21 protein-coding genes are annotated in these 20,372 nt (G+C 54.5%); 8 read left to right on the top strand and 13 right to left on the bottom strand.

The window, feature by feature from the left end; genetic code table 11:
* Positions 1 to 11: 11 nt before the first annotated feature.
* Both LOS79_RS18050 and LOS79_RS18045 read left to right on the top strand, forming a co-directional pair.
* On the top strand, positions 12 to 893 hold the full coding sequence (locus LOS79_RS18050; RefSeq protein ID WP_315411446.1) for a cysteine ABC transporter substrate-binding protein: 882 nt from the start codon (positions 12 to 14) through the stop codon (positions 891 to 893).
* Positions 894 to 1,740: 847 nt separating this feature from the next.
* Positions 1,741 to 2,004: a hypothetical protein gene (locus tag LOS79_RS18045; RefSeq protein ID WP_315411445.1), complete on the top strand. Its 264-nt coding sequence runs from the start codon at positions 1,741 to 1,743 to the stop codon at positions 2,002 to 2,004.
* Between the two features lie 90 nt (positions 2,005 to 2,094).
* Here the strand turns inward: LOS79_RS18045 and LOS79_RS18040 are convergent, their stop codons facing one another.
* From LOS79_RS18040 to LOS79_RS18015, 6 genes are all read right to left on the bottom strand, one after another.
* Positions 2,095 to 2,511 (bottom strand): GNAT family N-acetyltransferase, encoded by a 417-nt coding sequence (locus tag LOS79_RS18040; protein ID WP_315411444.1) that lies wholly within the window; start codon positions 2,509 to 2,511, stop codon positions 2,095 to 2,097.
* A 178-nt stretch (positions 2,512 to 2,689) separates the two neighbouring features.
* Complete coding sequence (locus LOS79_RS18035; RefSeq protein WP_315411443.1) at positions 2,690 to 3,730, bottom strand: RluA family pseudouridine synthase; 1,041 nt, start codon at positions 3,728 to 3,730, stop codon at positions 2,690 to 2,692.
* 116 nt (positions 3,731 to 3,846) lie between these two features.
* Positions 3,847 to 4,032, bottom strand: coding sequence for a CLC_0170 family protein (locus LOS79_RS18030; protein WP_315411442.1), 186 nt, complete (start codon positions 4,030 to 4,032; stop codon positions 3,847 to 3,849).
* Positions 4,033 to 4,059: 27 nt separating this feature from the next.
* Entirely contained in the window at positions 4,060 to 5,289 is a 1,230-nt protein-coding gene (locus LOS79_RS18025) for a Ger(x)C family spore germination protein (RefSeq protein ID WP_315411441.1), read from the bottom strand.
* Positions 5,286 to 6,383, bottom strand: a complete 1,098-nt coding sequence (locus LOS79_RS18020) for a GerAB/ArcD/ProY family transporter (protein ID WP_315411440.1) — start codon at positions 6,381 to 6,383, stop codon at positions 5,286 to 5,288. The genes LOS79_RS18025 and LOS79_RS18020 overlap by 4 nt, the downstream gene beginning before the upstream one ends.
* Entirely contained in the window at positions 6,331 to 7,983 is a 1,653-nt protein-coding gene (locus LOS79_RS18015; protein WP_315411439.1) for a spore germination protein, read from the bottom strand. The genes LOS79_RS18020 and LOS79_RS18015 overlap by 53 nt, the downstream gene beginning before the upstream one ends.
* A 189-nt stretch (positions 7,984 to 8,172) precedes the next feature.
* On the opposite strand from LOS79_RS18015, the gene recQ reads away from it, so the two are divergent.
* The 4 genes from recQ to LOS79_RS17995 all read left to right on the top strand — a co-directional run bounded on the left by recQ (position 8,173) and on the right by LOS79_RS17995 (position 12,816).
* Positions 8,173 to 9,999: a DNA helicase RecQ gene (recQ, locus tag LOS79_RS18010; RefSeq protein WP_315411438.1), complete on the top strand. Its 1,827-nt coding sequence runs from the start codon at positions 8,173 to 8,175 to the stop codon at positions 9,997 to 9,999.
* 15 nt (positions 10,000 to 10,014) lie between these two features.
* Entirely contained in the window at positions 10,015 to 11,946 is a 1,932-nt protein-coding gene (locus LOS79_RS18005) for a B12-binding domain-containing radical SAM protein (protein WP_315411437.1), read from the top strand.
* An 84-nt stretch (positions 11,947 to 12,030) separates the two neighbouring features.
* Complete coding sequence (locus LOS79_RS18000) at positions 12,031 to 12,231, top strand: GNAT family N-acetyltransferase (RefSeq protein ID WP_315411436.1); 201 nt, start codon at positions 12,031 to 12,033, stop codon at positions 12,229 to 12,231.
* 39 nt (positions 12,232 to 12,270) lie between these two features.
* Positions 12,271 to 12,816 (top strand): histidine phosphatase family protein, encoded by a 546-nt coding sequence (locus LOS79_RS17995; RefSeq protein WP_315411435.1) that lies wholly within the window; start codon positions 12,271 to 12,273, stop codon positions 12,814 to 12,816.
* Between the two features lie 50 nt (positions 12,817 to 12,866).
* On the opposite strand, the gene LOS79_RS17990 is transcribed toward LOS79_RS17995, so the two are convergent.
* The 5 genes from LOS79_RS17990 to LOS79_RS17970 form a co-directional block, all read right to left on the bottom strand.
* Positions 12,867 to 13,835, bottom strand: coding sequence for an alpha/beta fold hydrolase (locus LOS79_RS17990; RefSeq protein ID WP_315411434.1), 969 nt, complete (start codon positions 13,833 to 13,835; stop codon positions 12,867 to 12,869).
* 89 nt (positions 13,836 to 13,924) lie between these two features.
* On the bottom strand, positions 13,925 to 14,893 hold the full coding sequence (locus LOS79_RS17985) for a type I phosphomannose isomerase catalytic subunit (RefSeq protein ID WP_315411433.1): 969 nt from the start codon (positions 14,891 to 14,893) through the stop codon (positions 13,925 to 13,927).
* Positions 14,894 to 14,938: 45 nt separating this feature from the next.
* The gene (locus LOS79_RS17980; protein WP_315411432.1) at positions 14,939 to 15,328 is read right to left on the bottom strand and encodes a VOC family protein; all 390 of its coding nucleotides are present in this window, start codon (positions 15,326 to 15,328) and stop codon (positions 14,939 to 14,941) included.
* A complete protein-coding gene (locus LOS79_RS17975) occupies positions 15,319 to 15,933 on the bottom strand; it encodes a tRNA 5-(aminomethyl)-2-thiouridylate-methyltransferase MnmM (protein WP_315411431.1) in 615 nt (204 codons plus the stop codon). The genes LOS79_RS17980 and LOS79_RS17975 overlap by 10 nt, the downstream gene beginning before the upstream one ends.
* Positions 15,933 to 16,889, bottom strand: coding sequence for a tRNA modification radical SAM protein MnmL/YtqA (locus LOS79_RS17970; RefSeq protein WP_315411430.1), 957 nt, complete (start codon positions 16,887 to 16,889; stop codon positions 15,933 to 15,935). The genes LOS79_RS17975 and LOS79_RS17970 overlap by 1 nt, the downstream gene beginning before the upstream one ends.
* A 246-nt stretch (positions 16,890 to 17,135) precedes the next feature.
* On the opposite strand from LOS79_RS17970, the gene LOS79_RS17965 reads away from it, so the two are divergent.
* The gene (locus LOS79_RS17965) at positions 17,136 to 17,318 is read left to right on the top strand and encodes a hypothetical protein (protein ID WP_315411429.1); all 183 of its coding nucleotides are present in this window, start codon (positions 17,136 to 17,138) and stop codon (positions 17,316 to 17,318) included.
* Between the two features lie 328 nt (positions 17,319 to 17,646).
* Positions 17,647 to 18,363 carry a tRNA (guanosine(46)-N7)-methyltransferase TrmB gene (trmB, locus tag LOS79_RS17960; RefSeq protein WP_315411428.1) on the top strand — a complete coding sequence of 239 codons (717 nt, stop codon included), beginning with the start codon at positions 17,647 to 17,649 and terminating at the stop codon, positions 18,361 to 18,363.
* 131 nt (positions 18,364 to 18,494) lie between these two features.
* Here the strand turns inward: trmB and LOS79_RS17955 are convergent, their stop codons facing one another.
* Together LOS79_RS17955 and LOS79_RS17950 are read right to left on the bottom strand one after the other, a co-directional pair.
* The gene (locus tag LOS79_RS17955; RefSeq protein ID WP_315411427.1) at positions 18,495 to 19,610 is read right to left on the bottom strand and encodes an MGDG synthase family glycosyltransferase; all 1,116 of its coding nucleotides are present in this window, start codon (positions 19,608 to 19,610) and stop codon (positions 18,495 to 18,497) included.
* Between the two features lie 65 nt (positions 19,611 to 19,675).
* Positions 19,676 to 20,203, bottom strand: coding sequence for a phosphatase PAP2 family protein (locus LOS79_RS17950; protein ID WP_315411426.1), 528 nt, complete (start codon positions 20,201 to 20,203; stop codon positions 19,676 to 19,678).
* Positions 20,204 to 20,372 lie beyond the last annotated feature (169 nt).

Genomic DNA, 20,372 nt, shown 5'->3' with positions numbered 1-20,372 from the left:
GATGAAGAGGAATGAAAAAAGGATTAAAGTTCGCAGTGGCACTTATGGCAGCCAGTTTGCTGCTGGTGGGTTTGACCGCCTGCGGAAATTCGGATAACAAAGATAATAGTGCGGGATCAGGCTCTTCCAAATTCGCTTCTATTGAACAGCTGAAGAAGAATGACAAGATTAGAATCGGTGTCTTCGCGGATAAACCGCCGTTTGGATATGTGGATGCGGACGGCAAGAATCAGGGCTTCGACGTCTATATCGCCAAAAGATTCGCCAAGGATCTCCTCGGTGATGAATCCAAGGCGGAATTCGTCCTGGTGGATGCCGCCAGCCGTGTAGCCTACCTGGAGTCTAACAAAGTGGATATCATTATGGCTAATTTCACTGTAACGGATGAAAGAAAAGAAAAGGTTGATTTTGCCAACCCGTATATGAAGCTGTCCTTCGGGATCGTATCTCCTGACAGTGCGCCAATCACCTCGATTGACCAGCTGAAGGAAAAGGGCCAGAAGCTGATCGTTGCCAAGGGCACAACCGCAGAAACTTACTTCACCAAAGAATATCCGGATATCGAGCTGCTGAAATTTGACCAGTATACCGAGATTTTTGCAGCACTGAAGGACGGGCGCGGCGCAGCTATTGCCAATGACAACACCGAGCTGATTGCCTGGGCCAAGTCCAATCCCGGCTTCACGGTAAGTATCCCGGCCTTTGGCGGACAGGACACGATTGCACCTGCAGTAGCCAAAGGCAACACGGAGCTGCTGAACTGGCTCAACACGGAGCTTGAGACCATCGGTAAAGAGCAGTTCATTCATCAGGCTTATAAAGATACCTTAAATGAGGTATATGGAGAAGGCTACACGGATGAGCTGGTAGTAGAAGGCGGCAAGCTGGAGTAGGCTGCCCGGGCTGCGGTTCCGGGATGAATGTTGGTCAAGAGTGGCTAATGAGGGTTAGCGAGTGGATAGTAGTGGTTGGAGAGTGACAAGCGGAGAGTGACAAGTAATGAATGATGAGTAAAGAGTAAAGAGTAAAGAATGAAGAATGAAAAATGAAGAATGAAGAAGAAGATGCTATGGGCATCTATAGAAATCTCTAGAGCCCCCTGAACATCCGAGGGGGCTTTTTAGTGAGGATAAAAGTGAAAAGTCCCTCTATTATCGGCGGAAGCGGGCCAAATTGATAAAATAAAGTGAAAAGTCCCTCTATTATCGGCAGAAGCGGGCCAATTGGATGAAATAAAGTGAAAAGTCCCTCTATTATCGGCGGGAGCAGGCCAATTGGATGAAATAAAGTGAAAAGTCCCTCTATTATCGGCGGAAGCGGGCCAAATGGATAAAATAAAGTGAAAAGTCCCACTATTATCCGCGGAAGCAGGCTAGGATTGCGGCGGTTCAAAAGCTCTAGATAAGTACATCTGAATGTGGCTTAAGAGTAGAATATAGAGGAAGAAATATTAACTCTCCGAGTCGAATGCAAACACCGTTTGGCAGACACTTCGGGTGCTTTGGATACTTTTGGTACATCTGAGAGTTCAGGTACTCCGGATATCACTGCCCTTATCCGCCCGTTCTTGTTCCACTTGACGGGTTTGCTGACACCACGGCCTTATTGGCCAATTTTGATGTACTATCTTCACTTTTCTAGCAGAATAACGACGCTGGTGTCCGTCCCGGCCCGGCACGCAGGCACTTTTCTCTCTATCATCTCCGGGACACGGGCAAATGGCCGGAAATAGGGGCAGAAGTGCCCCTGATTTCAGCTAAAACGGGAAAATGGCTGGGAATAGGGGCAGAAGTGCCCCTGATTTCAGCCGAACCGGGCAAATGGCTGAAAATAGGGGCAGAAGTGCCCCTGATTTCAGCTAAAACAGGCAAATGGCCGGAAATAGGGGCAGAAGTGCCCCTGATTTCAGCTAAAACGGGAAAATGGCTGGGAATAGGGGCAGAAGTGCCCCTAAATCCGGCGGAAGCAAGCCGGAGAGGTATCCCGTCAATGGTGTTTTATTGAATTCGCCCAGTGTATTAGACAATCCACCCAACCGGCGAGGTAATACACACAAAAGCTGCCCCGCCGAAACACAGCGGGGCAGCTTCGCAGCTATTCCATTACCTTGAACATTCCGGTCATGCCGGGGGCATGGTTGCGGAAGCCGTAGCGTTCATAGAAGGAGTCGTTGCCGTGTGAGGCGAACAGCCCGGTGAACGCACCCGCACCCGGCCGGCTATGGGCAGCAATGTACTTAAGCAGCTGCTCCACAATCTGCTGTCCGGCTCCGCGGGACTGGAATTCCGGCAGCACGGCCACATCCTGAATGTAGAAATACATGCTTCCGTCTCCGACAATCCGGCCCATGCCGATAATCCTGTCCTCATGCTGGATCACCACCCCATACACGGAGCCGCCTAGCGAGGCAGCGCTCATGTCCTGGTTCACGGTTCCCCAGCCTACAGCTGCCCATAGTGCAGCATGCTCCCCTACCGTAGGAAGTCGCTCAATAAGTTCAAAATTAGCCATAAATACATTCCGCCCTTCTGGAGGTGCGGCGGCTCTCTATATGTTGTGATCTAATTGTATAGGTAACCGCCGCTTATTGTGGCGATTGCTGTGTAGTAACCGTAGTAAACTCCACTTGAATCAGCCTCCTCCGGATCGGGTTGGATGATTAACAGACAAACGCTTCTGCCGGCCTCGATCAGTTGCTAGGCGCTGGTGCAGTATATTTCAGGAATGTCTTTGGAATCGGACTTTCGAAGGTTAGCACTTCCCCCGTAGTCGGGTGAACGAACGAGAGCACACGGGCATGTAAGCCGAGGCGGCCTACAGCCTTGGTCTCCGCGCCGTATTTCTTGTCCCCGGCAATCGGATGACCGATGTCTGACATATGCACACGAATCTGGTTCTTCCGTCCGGTCTCCAGGTGAACCTCCAGCAGGGAGAAGTGGCGGTTCGCCTGAATCAGCTTGTAACGGGTTACGGCATGCAGCCCGTCCCCTTCATGATGGCTGGAGTACATCTTCAGCGTGGAGGTTTCTTTGAGCCAGGAGGTGATGGTGCCCTCCGGCTTCTTAACGGCACCCTCCACGAGTGCAATATAGGAGCGCTCCTTGACGGTTTCCTTCCAGCTGTTCTGCAGGGCCTGCTGAATAGCTTCGCTTTTGGCAAACATCATCACGCCGGAAGTATCACGGTCCAGCCGGTGTACAACAAACACGCGGTTCTTCGGACCCGCGAGGCGGACATGCTCCATCAGCTGGCGGTAAGCCGTCAGCTCATTGTCCTCACCGGTAGCAATCGACAGCAGCCCGGCATCCTTCTGGATGACGATGATATCATCATCCTCATGGACAATGGTCAGGCCGAGCAGCTCTTTGGCCTCAGCATGCTTTTCCTGGTCAATAGTAACGGTCATACCGGGCTGCAGGGGATGGTCATGCCGTGTTACAGGCTTGCCGTTCACCGAGATTTGCCCCCGGGAAAGCATCGATTTGACGGCATTCCGCCCCTTGCCCGTAATCTTGTCCAGCAGAAAAGGCAGCAGTTCAGCAGGTTCGGCTACCGTATAGGGTCTTGGCGCGGCTGCCGGCTTGTTCGCTGCTCCGGATCTGAGTCCGGGCTTATGGTTAAGAGATTTAGTCCCCGAATTTCTGGTTCCTGCCTTCGGCTGCGCTTTGGAAGCCGCTGCGGGTTTCGCGCTGCGTCCCGGGGCCGATTTGGGATTTCTTCTTGTGTTCATGACAACATTCTCCGTCCTCTAATAGGGTACTCCTCAATATACCACGGGCCGTGAAGAAATACCACGGAGAGCGCATGGAACGGGGGCACTGCAACGGGCATAAGGCAGGTGAACAGCTAGACATAAATGAGCAGCCCGGCAAGGATGAGCAGGAAGAGAATACTGTAGCTCCAGCCCAGCACTTTGGCATATTTTTTCTCCCTGAGCCAGCCCCGGCTGCTGTAAATGCGGCAATCCACCGTCAGCAGCAGCACTGCAGAGACCAGCAGCACACAAGCGATACTTCCGAATACGCGAACCATGAGGGCCTCCTTTCCCGTGACAGCTGATTATTGATCCTTAAGCCCGATCCGCCGCAGATGCAGGGTCATCTTGATATCCACCGCAATGCTGCTATACATGTTCTCCCAGTCGCTTTTATCATGGATATGCTCTTTCCAGTATGCGGGGTGATGGCTGCGGATTCTTTCGCCCATGCCAAAAATATCCGAGCGCTCCTTCTGGGTCTGCTTCACCAGACCGGTCAGCACACTCTGAATCTGTTCCTCGAAATCCGCCTCAATCTCATGCAGCCTGGCAGAGGAATTGACCGGGATATCACTGCCGTAATGCTCGTCTAGGTCGCCTTCCAGGAAGATCTGGTAAGACAGATGCGGTTTGCCGTTCTTAATGTAGCTTCGGGTCCGGGTGAATCTTTCGTTGATTTTGGTCATTACAATGCCAAGTCTGCCTGTTCTGAACAGTGTGGAATAACCGCCCGGGTCCATTCCCTGCATAGCCATGAATCCCCCGATCTCAATCGGGGTGGTCTTGCTGACCATCCGGCCTCCGCTGAAGCAGGCCAGTCCTTCAATCAGAATATTATCTTTATTACGCAGGGCGACATAAGGAAGGTAGGCACTCTGCCCCCACTTGGAGTCCGCTGACCAGAAGGTGCCGATATAATCGCGCGGGAACTTGCCGGAGGCGACGGCTTTCTCCATCATCGATAAAATATAGAGCGTCGGGACACGCTGCAGCGGCGGATTCACATCCATAAATGCCGAAGCTCTGCCTTCAGAGACCAGCAGCCAGGTTCTGCGCCGGATTTCCGGATTACGCCGGAGATAATCATTCAGCTCTTCAAGACGGCCCCGGGCGACAGCTTCGCTGACTACGATAATCCGCAGGTGAACCAGATAACGCGGATCGGCGATCTGCTGCTGCAGATTATTCATCGCATCGTCGAGGGAAATTCCCTTTACGCTTACCACCCACACCGGGCTGACGTTGCCGCTGCCGGAGCTTCCGCCGTTGCCGGGGCCGAGGGGAACTCTGCCGGGAACAGCGATCTGTGCAGTCACACTGATCAGTTCTGCAGGCAGATTATCTGCATAGCCATGGGTGACCTTGTCTTCCTTCTCCGCCTCCGCTGCGGATATTGTATCAATGGACAAGCCGAGCACGAGTGCGCGGTCTTCAATCTCAACCTGATCCCAGCAGCCGCCGAGCAGCGGGACAACAAGAGACAGCAGCAGGAACAGGATAACATTCCTTGAACAAGAATACTTTTTTGTCATGAAGCAGCCTCCTTACGGAACCGCCGGATCAGATATGCCGACCACAGGAGCAGCGGATAACCCAAGAGCAGGAACATTCCGGCATTGCCCAGATGCAGTGCCCATTGATAGGATTCGAACACGTTTGAAGGCAGCAAGGACAGGGTGAACATCAGCGGGAGCAGCAGGCTTGCAGCCATATGCTGATCGCGGAAGCCGAATAGGACCTGCAGCAGATAGGCGGAAATATAGTAGGTGGTGTACACCGTCGTATAGACCGAAATGACCCATATAATCATGAAAAGAGCATCCAGCCGTTCAAGAAAGCCCTCGCCGAAGGCGGTGGAGCGGGCCATTTCCAGCGTGGGATAGATCAGCAGCTTGGTTTCTTCGGAACCGAACATCCCGACAGAAGCAATTACGATCAGCACATAGATAGCCCCGGAGATAACTATAGCCAGAGCACCTGCCCGGACAGCCTGACCCGGCTTTTCCATGAACGGAATCAGCAGCACAATCACAAAGGAGCTTTGGAACAGATAGCTGGCCTCCCGCACACCTTTCCAGAATTCAGGAGTAGGGGTCATCAGGACAGGCTGCAGATTGAGCAGATCGACGCTTTTGAGTGAGATAAGAATGGTCACCAGGATAGAGCTAATAATCAGCGGCAGATAAAAGAAATGAATATAGGAGAACTTCACGATATTGCGCCGGGAGGAGAGCAGACAGGTAAGCAGCATCAGGAAAATCGTCGCTTCGATCGGTGTTTTTTTGTACAGCACCGTAGTGGCCACATCCCCGAATTGGCGTACAGTCAGACCTGTCAGCATAATGAACATGATCATGATTACTGCGGTGAAGACAGTAGCCGGGTGCCGGCCGATCAGAGCCTTACTGAACACGAACAGGGAGTCTTTGGGGAAACGCCGGCACAGAGAGACAAGCAGCCAGTAGCATAGGAAAGAGAACACCACACCGCAAAAAGCGATGAACGGTGCACTGCTGCCTCCGGCGGCAGCCATAAAACGGGGGAAGCTCAAGATTCCGACACCGATAATTGTGCTACTGATCACGGCTGCTGCGCGCAGTGTTGTGATCTGCCGGGGATTGTTCACGGATCTCGCCCTCCTGCCTGAGAATCTGGTCTTCATATATTGAAGGAACTTGCCGGGCCAGCCTGTCTTTATCCTCTGCATGGAGGAAGCTGGGACGGCGGCGCATCCACCATAGCGGCACACGCACCAGGGTATCTTTGAGGTCACGCCATTTGCCCGGAATGTAGGGGGACATGTATGGAACGCCGAAGGACTCCAGAAACAGCAAATGGTTCAGAATGAGAATCGTCCCGATCATTACACCGTAGAGGCCGAACATGCCTGCCAAAATAATCAGCGGAAACCGCAGCATCCGCAGCGCAATCGCCGCATTATAAGCTGGTGTGGCGAAGGAGCCGATGGTCGTTAGCGCCACAATAACCACTGTGATCGGGCTCGCCAGTCCGGCTCCTACCGCTGCCTGCCCGATGACCAGGACGCCGACTATAGACAAGGCCCCGCCGATCATCTGCGGAAGACGGATGGTAGCTTCACGCAGCACCTCCATCGACACTTCCATAATGAGCACCTCCAGCACTGCCGGAAAGGGTACACCGGCCCGTCCCCCGGAAATGGCAACTGCGAAATCCGTAGGCATAAGCTCAGGATTAAATGAGATTACAGAAACATACAGCGCCGGGAAAAAGAGTGAACAAGCCAGCGCAATCAGCCGGATCATGCGGATCAGACTGCCCATAATGAAGCGCTCTGTGTAATCATCCACGGTCTGGAAGAACTGGTTGAACAGGGCCGGAATAATCAGGGCGAAGGGAGAACCGTCAACAAGGATTGCTAAGCGGCCTTCCAGCAGAGCGGCAACGGTCTTGTCCGGCCGTTCGGTGTTCTGTACCTGGGGGAACGGGGAGAGCGGCTGGTCCTCAATGAACTGCTCGATATATCCCGCATCGAGAATGCCGTCGGTATGAATCAGTGAAAGTCTGCGCATTGCTTCAGCAATCAGCCTGCTGTCGGCGATGCTCTCGATATAACATAACGCAATCCTCGACTGGGTGCGGGCTCCGGCGGGACTGATCTCAATCCGGAGATCGTTGCTCTGCAGCCGGTACCGGAGAAGGGAGAGATTGTTCTCCAGCTTCTCGACAAAGCCTTCGCGGGGGCCGCGGATAACCTGCTCGGTCTGCGGGGCCTCCACGCCGCGCAGCTCAACCTGGCGCATATCCATCAGAAGTGCTTCCGGGACACCATCAATGAGCAGAATCAGCTCGCCCTTCACAGCTGATTCAGGAAGCCCGGCGATATCAGCTGCCGCCCTGCCTTCAGTAACCTGGACAGCTGTACTCCAGATGTAATGCGCCATTGCCGGACCAGGCTCAGGAAGATCCTGGTGAAGCGGCAGCGGGGCCATCAGCGGCTTAAGCACATGCTCACGGATCTGCTCCGCACTCACCAGCGAGGAGAAGAAGATCATCGCAGCCGGGCGGTTGCCGAAGAGCAGAAAGTCGCGCACGACGAGGTCGCCGTTATCGCCAAGGGCGGCCATAAGCCGCTGCAGGTCTTCCTGCAGCCCGCCGGTTAACCGGCTGTTTGTATGCTCTTCCTTAATAGCCTGATGTTGTTGTTTTTGCAGGTAAGTATTATATTTTTCTTTCCAGGCTGCCAAAGGGATAGCCTCCTCTCCGGGGCGCTTTGAATCTATTTCTCTTAAGTGTTGCTTGGAAGCCGGATTTTTATGTAAATTTGCTGCGGTAGACCCAAAAGCTGCATGAGGATAGTTGCTTCAGGCGGTTGCTTTCGTAGCGGGTTGCCCGGTAAACTAAAAGATAGAAAGTGTTAAGGAGTCCGAAGCGATATGAAAATGCAAGAAAACATGATGGAACAAGCGCAGGCGGTCCTGCAGAAATATTACGGCTACCCCGATTTCCGGGAAGGCCAGAAGAAAATTGTGAAGCATCTGCTCGAAGGCCGCGATACGCTGGGCATCCTGCCCACCGGAGGCGGCAAATCGATCTGTTACCAGGTTCCGGCGCTGCTGTTGCCGGGGCTTACGCTGGTCGTATCGCCGCTGATCTCCCTGATGAAGGATCAGGTGGATGCGCTCACTACAGCGGGGATTGCTGCTGCTTATATCAACAGTACTTTAAGCGGCAAGGAAGTGAATGAGCGGATCCGCGCCGCCCGCCGGAGCGAACTCAAGCTGCTCTACGTTGCGCCGGAGCGGCTGGAGCTGGACTGGTTCCGCCTGGAGATGGCAGGCCTGCCCATTTCCTGCGTCGCTGTCGATGAAGCCCACTGCGTCTCGCAGTGGGGGCATGATTTCCGGACCAGCTATCTGGCGGTTTCTCCGTTTGTCGAAGAGCTGCCGCAGCGGCCGATACTGGCCGCGTTCACGGCCACAGCTACACCGGAGGTTATGGAGGATATGGTCCGGCTGCTGCGGCTGCGTGAACCGGGCGTCTTCATGACCGGACTCGGCCGGGATAACCTGGCCATGTCCGTGCTGCGCGGCGAGAACAAACGCGAATTCGTAATGGATTATGCGGCGCAGCATGCGAACCAGCCGGGCATTGTCTATGCCGCCACCCGCAAAGAGGTGGATGATCTTTATCAGCGGCTGCAGGCGGCAGGCATTGCTGCCGGCCGTTACCACGCCGGGATGAATGATCAGGAGCGGGCGGACAGCCAGGAAGGGTTCCTCTATGACGATATCCGTGTCATGGTGGCTACGAATGCGTTCGGGATGGGAATTGACAAGTCGAACGTCCGGTATGTCATCCACTACAACATGCCGAAGAATATGGAGGCCTATGTCCAGGAGGCCGGACGCGCCGGGCGTGACGGCGAGCCGAGTGATTGTATTCTGCTCTTCAGCGCCCAGGATATTATGACCCAGAAGTTCCTGATTGAGCAGAACCCGCAGGACCCGGAGCGCAAGGCCAATGAATACCGCAAGCTGCAGCAGATGATCGATTACTGCTATACCACACGCTGCCTGCGCAGTGCGCAGCTGGATTATTTCGGCGAGGAGCATGAGGACAAGCTATGCGGCATCTGCAGCTCCTGTACGGATGAGCGTGAGCTAATCGATATGACCGTGGACGCCCAGAAGATCTTCTCCTGCATTCACCGCATGCGTGAGCGCTATGGTGTGGCGCTGGTATCTTCTGTGCTGAAGGGCTCGCGCAACCAGAAGGTGCTGCAGTACGGCTTCGAGAACCTGCCGACCCATGGCGCGATGTCCACCCGCACGGAGAAGGAGATTACCGAGAGCATCAATGTGCTGATCTCGGAGGGCTACCTGTCCTTATCGGAAGGGCAGTACCCTGTCGTGCGGCTGCAGCCGCTGGCTGCCGAGGTGCTGCGGGGCCAGCGTGAGGTTCATCAGCGTGTAGCCCGTACGCTTGTCACCTCCGGCACGCGGGACCGCAGCCGGACGCGCGACCACTCACCATCTGCCGTGAACGAGACCGTCTTCGAGCAGCTTCGGCTGATCCGCCGCGAGCTGGCGGGACGCGAGCATGTGCCGTCCTATATCATTTTCAACGATGCTACACTGCGTGAGATGAGCGTGGTTTGTCCGCAGACGGAAGCGGAGATGCTGAGGGTGAAGGGTGTCGGCGAAGTGAAATACCGGAAGTACGGCAAGGCATTCCTGGAGTTTTTTCAAAATGAAATGTAAAGAAGGTTGTAAGGCATGAGAATCATCCTGGCCACATTAAACGCCAAATATATTCATACGTCGCTGGCGATCCGGCTCTTGAAGGCATACAGTGAGCATGAATTTGAAGATATCGTACTGGCGGAATATACCATCAAAGATCCCCTGATGAATATCGTGTCTGACCTGTACCAGAAGCAGCCGGATGTGATCGGGTTCTCCTGTTATATCTGGAACATCGAGGAGACAGTCAAGCTGGTCGCGATTCTGAAGCAGGTTCTGCCGGAGGTGAAGATCGTGCTCGGCGGGCCGGAGGTATCCTATGAGCCGCTGTACTGGATGAAGCGGGAAGCCGGAATCGACTTTGTGGTTAACGGTGACGGGGAAGAGACGTTTCATCATCTGCTGCAGGAGATCCGGGACGGGCACAAGTATCACTTTGTATATGGGGCTGCTTACCGCAAGGGCGAAGAGCTGATCGTCAACCCTCCCCGTCCCAAAAGCGATCTGAATACGTTGCCGACTCCGCACCGGTTCGCGGATGATCTGCCGGAGCTGAGCAAGCGGATTGTGTATTTTGAGACCAGCCGGGGCTGCCCGTTCAACTGCCAGTTCTGCCTGTCCAGTATCGAAGTCGGCGTGCGGTATTACGACATAGAGCGGGTGAAGTCAGATCTTCTCTATCTGATTGAGGGCGGAGCCAAGGTTATCAAATTCCTCGACCGGACCTTTAACATTAACCGGAATTACGCGATGGAGATGTTCCAGTTCCTGATCGATAATCATCAGGGCTGCGTGTTCCAGTTCGAGATTACGGCGGATATTATGCGGCCTGAGGTGCTTGATTTTCTTGCCGAGAATGCGCCTCCGGGTATCTTCCGGTTCGAGATCGGCGTGCAGTCGACCAATGATGAGACGAATGAGCTGGTCAAGCGCCGCCAGAACTTCGCGAAGCTCTCCCGTACCGTGATGAAGATCAAGGCCAGCGGCAATATCGACCAGCATCTGGATTTGATTGCGGGGCTTCCGATGGAGGATTATTCCACCTTCCGCAAGACTTTTAACGATGTGTTCGCCATGGAGCCGGAGGAGCTGCAGCTGGGTTTCCTCAAAATGCTGCGCGGCACCGGGCTGCGCGCCCAGGCGGCCAAATACGATTATACGTATATGGAGAATGCGCCCTACGAAATTCTCAGCAGCCATGTGATGCCGTTCTCCGACATCATCCGCCTGAAGCGGCTGGAGGATGTGCTGGAGAAGTACTGGAACAGCCACCGGATGGATCATGCGGTTAAATATCTGATCCGCCATGTGTTTCCTTCGCCGTTCGATTTCTTCCAGGAGTTCGGCGACTACTGGGAAGAACGGGGCTGGCAGAAGATCGGGCATCAGCTGGAGGATCTGTTCACCCGGCTGCAGGATTTCCTTACGGACCGGGGCACTGGCTCCATGGATATCATCACCGGACTGATGAAGCTGGATTACTTCCTTGGACATAAGTACAAGCCGCGCAAAATCTGGTGGAACGATGTCCTTGATAAGTCGGAGTGGGCGAAGCATCTGCAGCACATTGCCCGGCAGCCGGAGCTGCTCTCGGCCAGGCTGGCCGAGGCGGGCCTCAGCGAGCGCGAGCTGCAAAAGTACATCGTGCTCGATGTGCTGCCGTTCCGGCTTGAACCGGTGCTGGAGTCGCTTAGCGGGCTGCGGTTTGACGGAATTGTTGCTGCCGCTGCTGAGTCTGAGGCGGCGGGTAAGGTGGAGAGTCCGGCGGCTGGCCTGGCGGACGGCGGGTCCGGCGGGGATGGAGCGGAGCCGGCTGCAGGACATGCGGCCGTTGCTCTGGCCGAGGGCGCAGCTCCGGCGATGGCCGATCCGCACCCAGGCGCCGGCGATGGCCGTACGCTGCTGATCGTGCTGTATCAGCAGGACGAGAGCCAGCGGGCGCAGTATTATGCGCTGCCCGTGTAGTCTTCAATCCGTTTCGTCACTGCTGAACTTCAACCTGCCCCCGGAGCAGGCATCGCTAATTTCTTTGAAGATTATCATAGTGCGGTGCTGCCGGATTTCGTCCGTATCCAATATCCCGGGGCGGAGCAGATTGTGCTGGCCGTAAATGAGCGCAATACGGCTGCCCGGCAGCTGTATCTTCGTGCAGGGTTTCAGGATAACGGGCTGCGGCGCAGCGGAAGCAAAGGCCCGCAAATGATTTTACAGTATAAGCTGGCTCCTAAGCCTGCAGTTCCCTCTGCCTGAGCAAGGCACAGATATGAAAGACTGACAGGGGGTGTACGCATGACGCAATTTTATCTGATCCGCCATGGTGAACCGGATTGGGGGATCAATGAGCAATACCGGTTAAAAGGGCATGGCCGGGATTTGGTACCTCTTACCGAGACCGGAGTTCAGCAGGTATATTTGACAGCCGGGGATGAACGTTTGCAGGATGCGGAAATCATTGTTTCATCACCGTACCCACGGGCGTTGCAAACGGCAGCAATTTTATCCAAGGAGCTTGGCCTGCACATCAGGATTGAATTCGACCTGCGGGAATGGCAGCCGGACTTAAGCTTTGAATACGCTTCTGTGCAGCGGCTGACCGAGCTCGGAAATGATTATGTTGCACATCAGGGCGTCTATCCTCCGGGAGCAGCCAAGCTTTGGGAATCCAGAGAGCTGCTGAAGAACCGCGTGGAGCAGGTAATTGACCGTTATCTCGATTATCGCAAAATAATCATTACCGGTCACGGCATGGCCTTCCGCACTCTGGTAGGCGAGATAGGCGATATTCCGCATGCTTCAATTATTGCCTATAACAAAGAAAAGGCACTCCGTATTTAACGGGTGCCTTTTCTTTGTTATAGACCGTTGACCGCTGCAGCGGTTAAACCTTAACGGGCTGCCGGCTGCAGCCTCAGCGATCCGGCAGGAAGGTGGCGGGCGAGCCAGTCCAGCACATCTGCGGTCACCTGGTCACGGTTAACCTCGTTCAGCATTTCGTGTCTGCCTTCAGGGTACAGCCTGATTTCCACATCCTGCAGCCCCTGCCTCCGGTACAGCTCAGCCAGGCGCTTCACCCCCTGGCCGTTCATGCCCACAGGGTCCTTCTCCCCGGAGAACAGGTAGACAGGCTTATTGTGGCATAAGGTGAGCAGCGTCTGCCTCATGTGGAGCTCCCGCAGCATGTGGAAGAAGTCCCGGAAGAACCGGGTGGTGCAGATTGCCCCGCAATACGGATCGGCAATGAAGCGGTCTACCTCAGCCGGGTCGCTGGACAGCCAGTCAAAGGCAGTCCTGACCGGAGAGAAGGAACGGTTATACGCACCGAAGACGATTCCGTTTAACAGGACACTGCGGTGATGATCACCCTGCAGCCTTAATTGCACTGCCGATAAGGATTCCCCCAGCTTCAGCATCCCCCGGGGGCCGTTAGTGCCGCTTAAGATGAAGCCGCTGTAAATGTCATGGCCTTCCTCACACATCAGCTTCTGGGCCAGGAAGGAGCCCATGCTGTGGGCCAGAAGATAAATCGGTACATGCTCATGCCTGGAGCAGGCAATAGCTGCAAGCTGCAGCAGATTGCGCCGCATCCAGTAGAATCCGTTCTCCCCGGTATCCCCGAGGAGATTGATTTTGCCGGCGGTGAGGCCGTGGCCCCTGTGGTCATTAGCATAGACTGCATAGCCGGCAGAGGTAAGTGCTTCTGCGAACCGTGCATACCGCGCAGCCGTTTCACACATCCCGTGGGAGATTTGCACGATTCCTCTGACCTTGGCGTCTGCTTCCGTATCCGGCAGCCATTCGTAGACATGGATTAGGACACCGGTGGGGTCAGTCATGGTAAAGGTGTTCTGTCGCATCGCCTGTCCTCCTGATCATTAAGTTCAGCGTCTTATACAGGTTAGGCCAAGTTAGATTTATCAAAACTGAGCTGCAGAAAGGCTGCAGCTTAAGGCAAATAAGAGCGGAGCACGGTGGACATGCCTTCGATGCTGTAAGCGCCGAGGCTGGAAGGGAGCAGATAGCATTCACCTGCGGCATAAGGCTGGGAGCCGCCCTCCCAGATCAGATGGCCGCTGCCTTCACAGATTACAAGGATAGTGAAGCTGTCCTCCGTGGTAGCAAGCTGCCATTCACCGGAGACCACCCCTTTTTCTACGATAAAGTACGGGGAGGAGGCAATCTGCAGCCACTCTCCGGCCACAGCGCCGTCTGTCTTCATTGAAGTCGCACCTGCACCCCCGTAGGCCGTAACATTCAGGGAATCCTCAATATGCAGCTCACGCGGCTTGCCGTCAAGACCCGGCCGGTCATAGTCATAAATCCGGTATGTAGTGTCGGAATTCTGCTGGATTTCGGCTACAACCACTCCGGCACACAAGGCGTGAACCGTACCTGCAGGGATGTAAAAGGAGTCTCCGGCCGATACCGTAATCTCCTGCAGGCTGTCCATAACGGTTCCGGTTTCCAGCGCTTCCTGCAGCATTTCCCGGGTTACACCGTCTTTCAGGCCGTAGATGATTTTGGCTCCCGGTTTGGCATCGAGGACATACCACATTTCAGTTTTCCCCAGTTCGCCTTTTGGCAGTCCGGCATAATCATCCGTAGGATGCACCTGTACAGAGAGGTTGTCGTTGCAGTCGAGCAGCTTGATCAGCAGCGGGAATCTTCCGCCGCCCTCCGCATTGCCTTTGCTGCCGAACCATTCTGCTCCAAGCTGTTCCCGGATGGCATCAAGGCCTTGTCCGGCCAGTTCCCCGTTAACTACGGTTGAGACACCATTCGCATGGTCGGCAATCATCCAGCCTTCACCGATGTGGCCTTCCGGCAGCTCCAGGCCGAATTTTTCCAGCGCCCGGCCTCCCCAGACACGTTCTTTGAACTCCGGCTGAAACTTCAGAGGATATGGCTTGGTCATTACAAGATCTTCCTTTCTAATTATAGAATTAGTAAATGCGGCTAATTAATTGCGTGTGGACTGGAAGAATTCAAGCTTCTCCCCATCGGGCCCGTCGAAGAAGAAGTAGCGGCTGCCGTTAGCAAGTGTAGAGATACCGGTCAGGGCAGGGATGCGGAGCCCGGCAAGTCTGCTGTGCTCTTCATCAATGTTGTCGACTGTGAATGCGGTGTGGCTGACCCTGCCTTCCTGCGGCAGACCTTCAAATACCCGTTCGATCAGTTCAACCTCTACGCTGGTCTGGCCGGGAAAACTGAGAAAAGCCAGCCGCAGCCCGTCTTCCGGCTCTCCGATTATTCCCTGCAGCGTGAGGCCGATGACCTCCTGGTAGAATTGCAGCGAACGCTCAAGCTTGTCTACCTTGATTCCGACATGCTCCATCTTTGTTACTGCCATGATTGATCAGCTCCTTTTTTCTTCTCTACAGCCACAACATAAGGGGCGGAGGCCCGCTGCAGCTGGCGGTACACGATGCTTTGCGCCTCCTGCTGGGCCAGGCCCGCGGCCCAGGCTTCTACGGCGGCGGCTTCACTGCCGCCGCCCGCGTGGCCGGGATACAGCACGGCCGTGATGATCCCGCCCGGACGGAGCAGCGCGAGCGCCGCCTGCAGCGCGGCCAGCGTGCTCGCCGGCTCGGTGATGATGGTCTTATCGGCATCGCCCGTGGGCAGATAGCCGAGGTTGAACATCACCGCCGAGACCGTTCCGCGCCAGCCGGGCGGAACGTCTTCAGCCATTGCTGCATGGCTCTGCTGCAGCAGGGTTACGGGAGACAGCGCAGCCGTCGCTTCCTCCCGGGCCAGCCGCAGGCGCTCTTCCGCAAGCTCCAGCGCCGCAGGCTGGATGTCGAAGCCGTAGACTCCGCCGCGCGGCCCGGCCGTCCTGGCGAGGAACAGGGTATCGCTACCTGTGCCTACGGTGGCATCGATGGCCAGCCCGCCGGAGGACAGGCGCCCTTCGGTCAGCTTATGGGCAAAGCTAAGCACGGACATGAAGCCCATCAGCTCTTCCTCCAGTACTTACCCTGCCAGGAGTCGCGGGCAATCAGCTCCTGGTCGATCGCGTTCAGCACTTCCCATTTCTTGAGGCTCCACATCGGGCCGATCAGGGCTTCGCGCGGGGCATCGCCGGTCAGGCGGTGGACAATCATCTCCGGCGGCAGCAGCTCCAGGGAGTCGGCAATAAGCTTTACGTACTCGCCTTGTTCCAGGAAGCGCAGCAGCCCGGCTTCATACTGCTTCACCATCGGCGTCTTGCGCATGAGGTGGAGCAGATGGATTTTGATGCCCTGCACGCCCATGGCGGCAACAGCAGAGACGGTCTCCAGCATCATTTCATGAGTCTCCTGCGGCAGGCCGTGAATAATGTGGGTGCAGACACGGATGCCGTGCTTGCGGAGCTTCGCAACAGCTTCTATATAACAGGCAGTATCATGAGCCCGGTTGATCAGATCGGAGGTGGACTGGTGAATCGTCTGCAGCCCCATCTCTACCCACAGATAAGTGCGTTTGTTCAAATCTGCAAGATATTCGACCACATCATCAGGAAGGCAATCCGGGCGGGTGGCAATTGCGAGGCCTACAACCCCCGGCTGCTGCAAAATAACTTCATAATATTCCCTTAACTCCTCTACCGGAGCATAAGTGTTGGTATAGGCCTGGAAGTATCCGATATACTTGGCGTTCGGCCATTTCAGATGCTGGCGGTCGCGTACTTTGTTGAACTGGGTAACCAGATCATCCCGGCGGCTTCCGGCGAAATCCCCGGACCCTCTGGCACTGCAGAAGGTACAGCCTCCTTTGGCAATGGAACCGTCACGGTTCGGGCAGGTGAAGCCGGCATCAAGCATAACCTTGAACACCTTGGTATCCATCTCCCCGCGCATTTCATAGTTCCAGGTATGGAAACGTTTATCCCCCCACAGAAGCGGAGAAGAACTCTGTAATAAATTAGACATGTGCAGCTCCTTTCATGAACCTTTTCATTGTATCAAAAATCAGCATAGAGCGTAACAAGCAAGCGCCGGAAGTTCAGCAGAAAAAGCTGTGAAAATAGGCAGCGGACAGCGGAATTCCGCTTGAAAATGCTTACACATTATGTTATATTTAAAGTGTAAAAAAGCCGCTGCAATAACCACAATCACATTTATTGAATTCATAATCTCGTGTCGTCCGGTCCATAATAAACCATAGAGGTGATATCGATGAATTCGCAAACCGTATATCCTGAAAGCAAAGGTTCGATTGATGTGCAGCTGACTCCGGATGAAGCCCTTGCCCTGACAGGCGTGGAATTTAACGGCAACCACAAGATTAAGACAGAGGCGCAGCGTAAGATCCGCAGTGCATTTGAGAAGACATTTGATTTTAATTCTCCGGCAAGATAAACTATGTACTGTTGATCATATGGACCCCAATTCCAAATACAACAAAAAAAGGATTTTCGTCCGGTCATATCCAGACTGGGCGAGAATCCCTTTTTTATAAGAATTTATATGTTTTGGGGTCCCCGCAAAGTACCTGAGTCATCACCTGCGCCAAAGCCCCACTTTGTGGGGTTATTTTATTAAGGGGCAAAGCAGAAGAATATAGCGGATCTGCTCCGGCTGCCCGCTTAAAATCCCTTTACTTTTGCCGGTAAGTTCGGCACAATATTGCAAGTGGCAGTTATCCCGTTCACAGTTATGGAATAAGAGATAAGCGGAGGAATACTTAATGCGTTTACGCGGAAGAAAAGGAATACGTGAAAGCCTTGAAGAACAGACTGACCTGGTCATTCTTGATCCACGCAGTCTTAAGGGCCGGTGGTCCGAGCTGTTCGGCAACGGTCATCCGATTCATGTGGAATTCGGAATGGGCAAGGGCCAGTTTATCAGCCAGATGAGCTTCAAATATCCGGGAATTAATTTTATCGGCGTTGATATGTACGACGAGCTGATCCGCCGTGCAGCCGAGAAGGCCAGACTGGTATGGGAGCCGGCAGGGGAAGAGACCCCGCCGAACCTTAAGGTCGCTCTTGCTAATATCGATTATGCCGAGGAAGTGTTTGCTCCGGGGGAGCTGGAGCGGATTTATCTGAATTTCAGTGATCCCTGGCCGAAAAGCAAACATGCGCGCCGCCGCCTGACGCATCCGCGTTTTCTTGACAAATACCGCGGCCTGCTAAGTCCGCTTGGCGAAATTCACCTGAAGACGGATTCCCGCAGCCTGTTCGAATTCTCACTGAATTCCTTTGCTGATTACGGCCTCCAGATGAAGAATATCTCTCTGGACCTGCATGAGGGCGGCATAATTAATGAGGAGCATGTGATGACGGAGTACGAGACTAAATTTTATGGACGCGGGGTTAATATTCACCGCTGCGAGGCCATTGTCGGCGAAGAAGCGCTGAAGCAGTACCAGGCCACACGGCTGGAGAAGTACCGTCTATAGCTTCTACACGCTAATCAAGAGTTTAATCAAACGCAGCAGCATAAAAGGCAGTCCGGACGAAATAACCGGACTGCCTTTTATTTGTATCCTTTGGAATATTGCTGGTATTCATAACGTCATTCTGAATAGCTCTATTCCAGCATATCAATAATGCTCTGGGCGCTTTGCAGCGGATTGTAACGGGAGATGTCCTCCAGATGGAGCTTGCGCCTTGTACGCACATCCCCGTAATCGTTCAGCAGCCGGTTCATCCACCGGTCAACCACTTCAAGGGAGGAGATCAGCTCGCCGAAGCCGGCCGCGGTGAAGTAACGGCTGTTCTCCTCCTCCTGGCCCGGCAGCGGATGATGAAAGAGCATCGGAATGCCTTTGGCCAGCCCTTCACTGCAGGTCATGCCGCCGGGCTTGGTCACCAGCAGGTCTGAGACCTCCATGAGCTTGTCGATGTCACGGGTGAAGCCCAGCAGGAGGATGTTCGGATGATTATAGAGCGGATGGTTCTTCATCTCCTGCAGCAGCCTGTCATTCTGGCCGAGGCAGAAGATGAGCTGCACCTGCTCCCGCCAGCCGGCCAGCGCCTCGTTCACTACCTCATCATTCATCATTCCCCAGCCGCCGCCCATGACCAGCACGGTAGGCATGTTCCGCAGGCTGAATTGCTGCTGGATTTCCTCCCGGCCCGGGTGCTCCCAGAATATGGGGTGCACCGGCATGCCCGTGACCCGGATTTTGGCAGCAGAGACGCTGCGGCGGCGCAGCTTGGCTTTGACCTCCGGAGTAGAGACCAGATAGCGGTCGACCTCGGGACTGATCCAGCTGGCATGGGCATCGTAATCGGTAATGACCGTAATCAGCGGCGCTTTAAGCGACGGGTCCAGCCGTTTCAGCCGGGAGACGACAGCACCGGGGATGAAGTGGGTGCAGACAATGATATCCGGCTTCAGCTGCTTCACAATATTTTGCGTATGAGTATAAAATATGCGGTGCAGGGCAAGTGTGGTAAGACGGTTGAATGATTTCTGGTGACGGTATACATACCCCATCAGCCGGGGCTGGGATGTCACCGTTTTGCGGTAGGCCGAGACGATCAGCGGAGCCATCTTGGGATTCAGGAAGCTGCCGAGCTCGAGCACCTTGGTCTGCACATCCGGCGACAATTTACGCAGGCTGCTCGACAGCGCATATGCTGCCTGGGTATGCCCGGCGCCGAAACCTTCCGACAGCAGTAATACTCTTTTTTTGCGCAATGTAGCATTCACCTGTTCTAATATAAAAATTTAGTGGTATTCATTAGCCCGGTGCCTGCGGGGCATCAGACCCATAGCGCAAGCGTACCTGCTGCAACACCAGAGCCGATGACCGCGCCGGCAATCACGTCAGACGGATAATGCAGCCCCAGATAGATCCGGGAGAAGCCGACCGTGCACGCGAGCGGAAGCAGGATAATGGTCAGGGCAGGGTAAGCCATCATATAAGGAACCGTTGAGGCGAAGATAGCTGTAGTATGGCCTGAAGGAAAAGAATGATCCTTAAGCGGATTATGGAACGTATTGGTGCCCGGCAGCGCGAGATAAGGCCGCATGCGCGGATATAGCTTTTTGGCGACGGCGACCGGCAGATGACTTACAGCCAGTGAAGTCAGCGCCTGCAGTCCGGTGGTTCTCCATGGCTGCGGACACAGTGCCCAGATCAGAACGTTAATGCCGATGGCACAGGTGGCTCCCCCCAGATGGGTGATGTAATAGAGCCAGAAGTTCAGAAAAGGATTGTGTAACCGTCCGTTAATCCATTGAAAAAGACGCCGCTCCAAGAGATGCAGTTTCTTGAATAAAGGTCTCATATCTTGTCCCTCCGATAGTCCGGCTAAAGATATTTGGCGCAGCTTTAAGGGCAGGTTTTATGACCTGAAGCTGTCCTTATCATACTTTTTTCAGGCAGTCCATTTCAAGAAAAAGCTCGCGTGCGGTCGAAAAATGACAGTTTTGACTTGTTAACCCCTTACGCCGTAC

It is taken from the genome of Paenibacillus sp. MMS20-IR301 (genome assembly GCF_032302195.1).
Taxonomy (GTDB): Bacteria; Bacillota; Bacilli; order Paenibacillales; family Paenibacillaceae; genus Paenibacillus_AQ.
The sequence above is the reverse complement of the archived record's forward strand: the minus strand, read 5'-3'. Positions and strand labels throughout refer to the sequence as shown.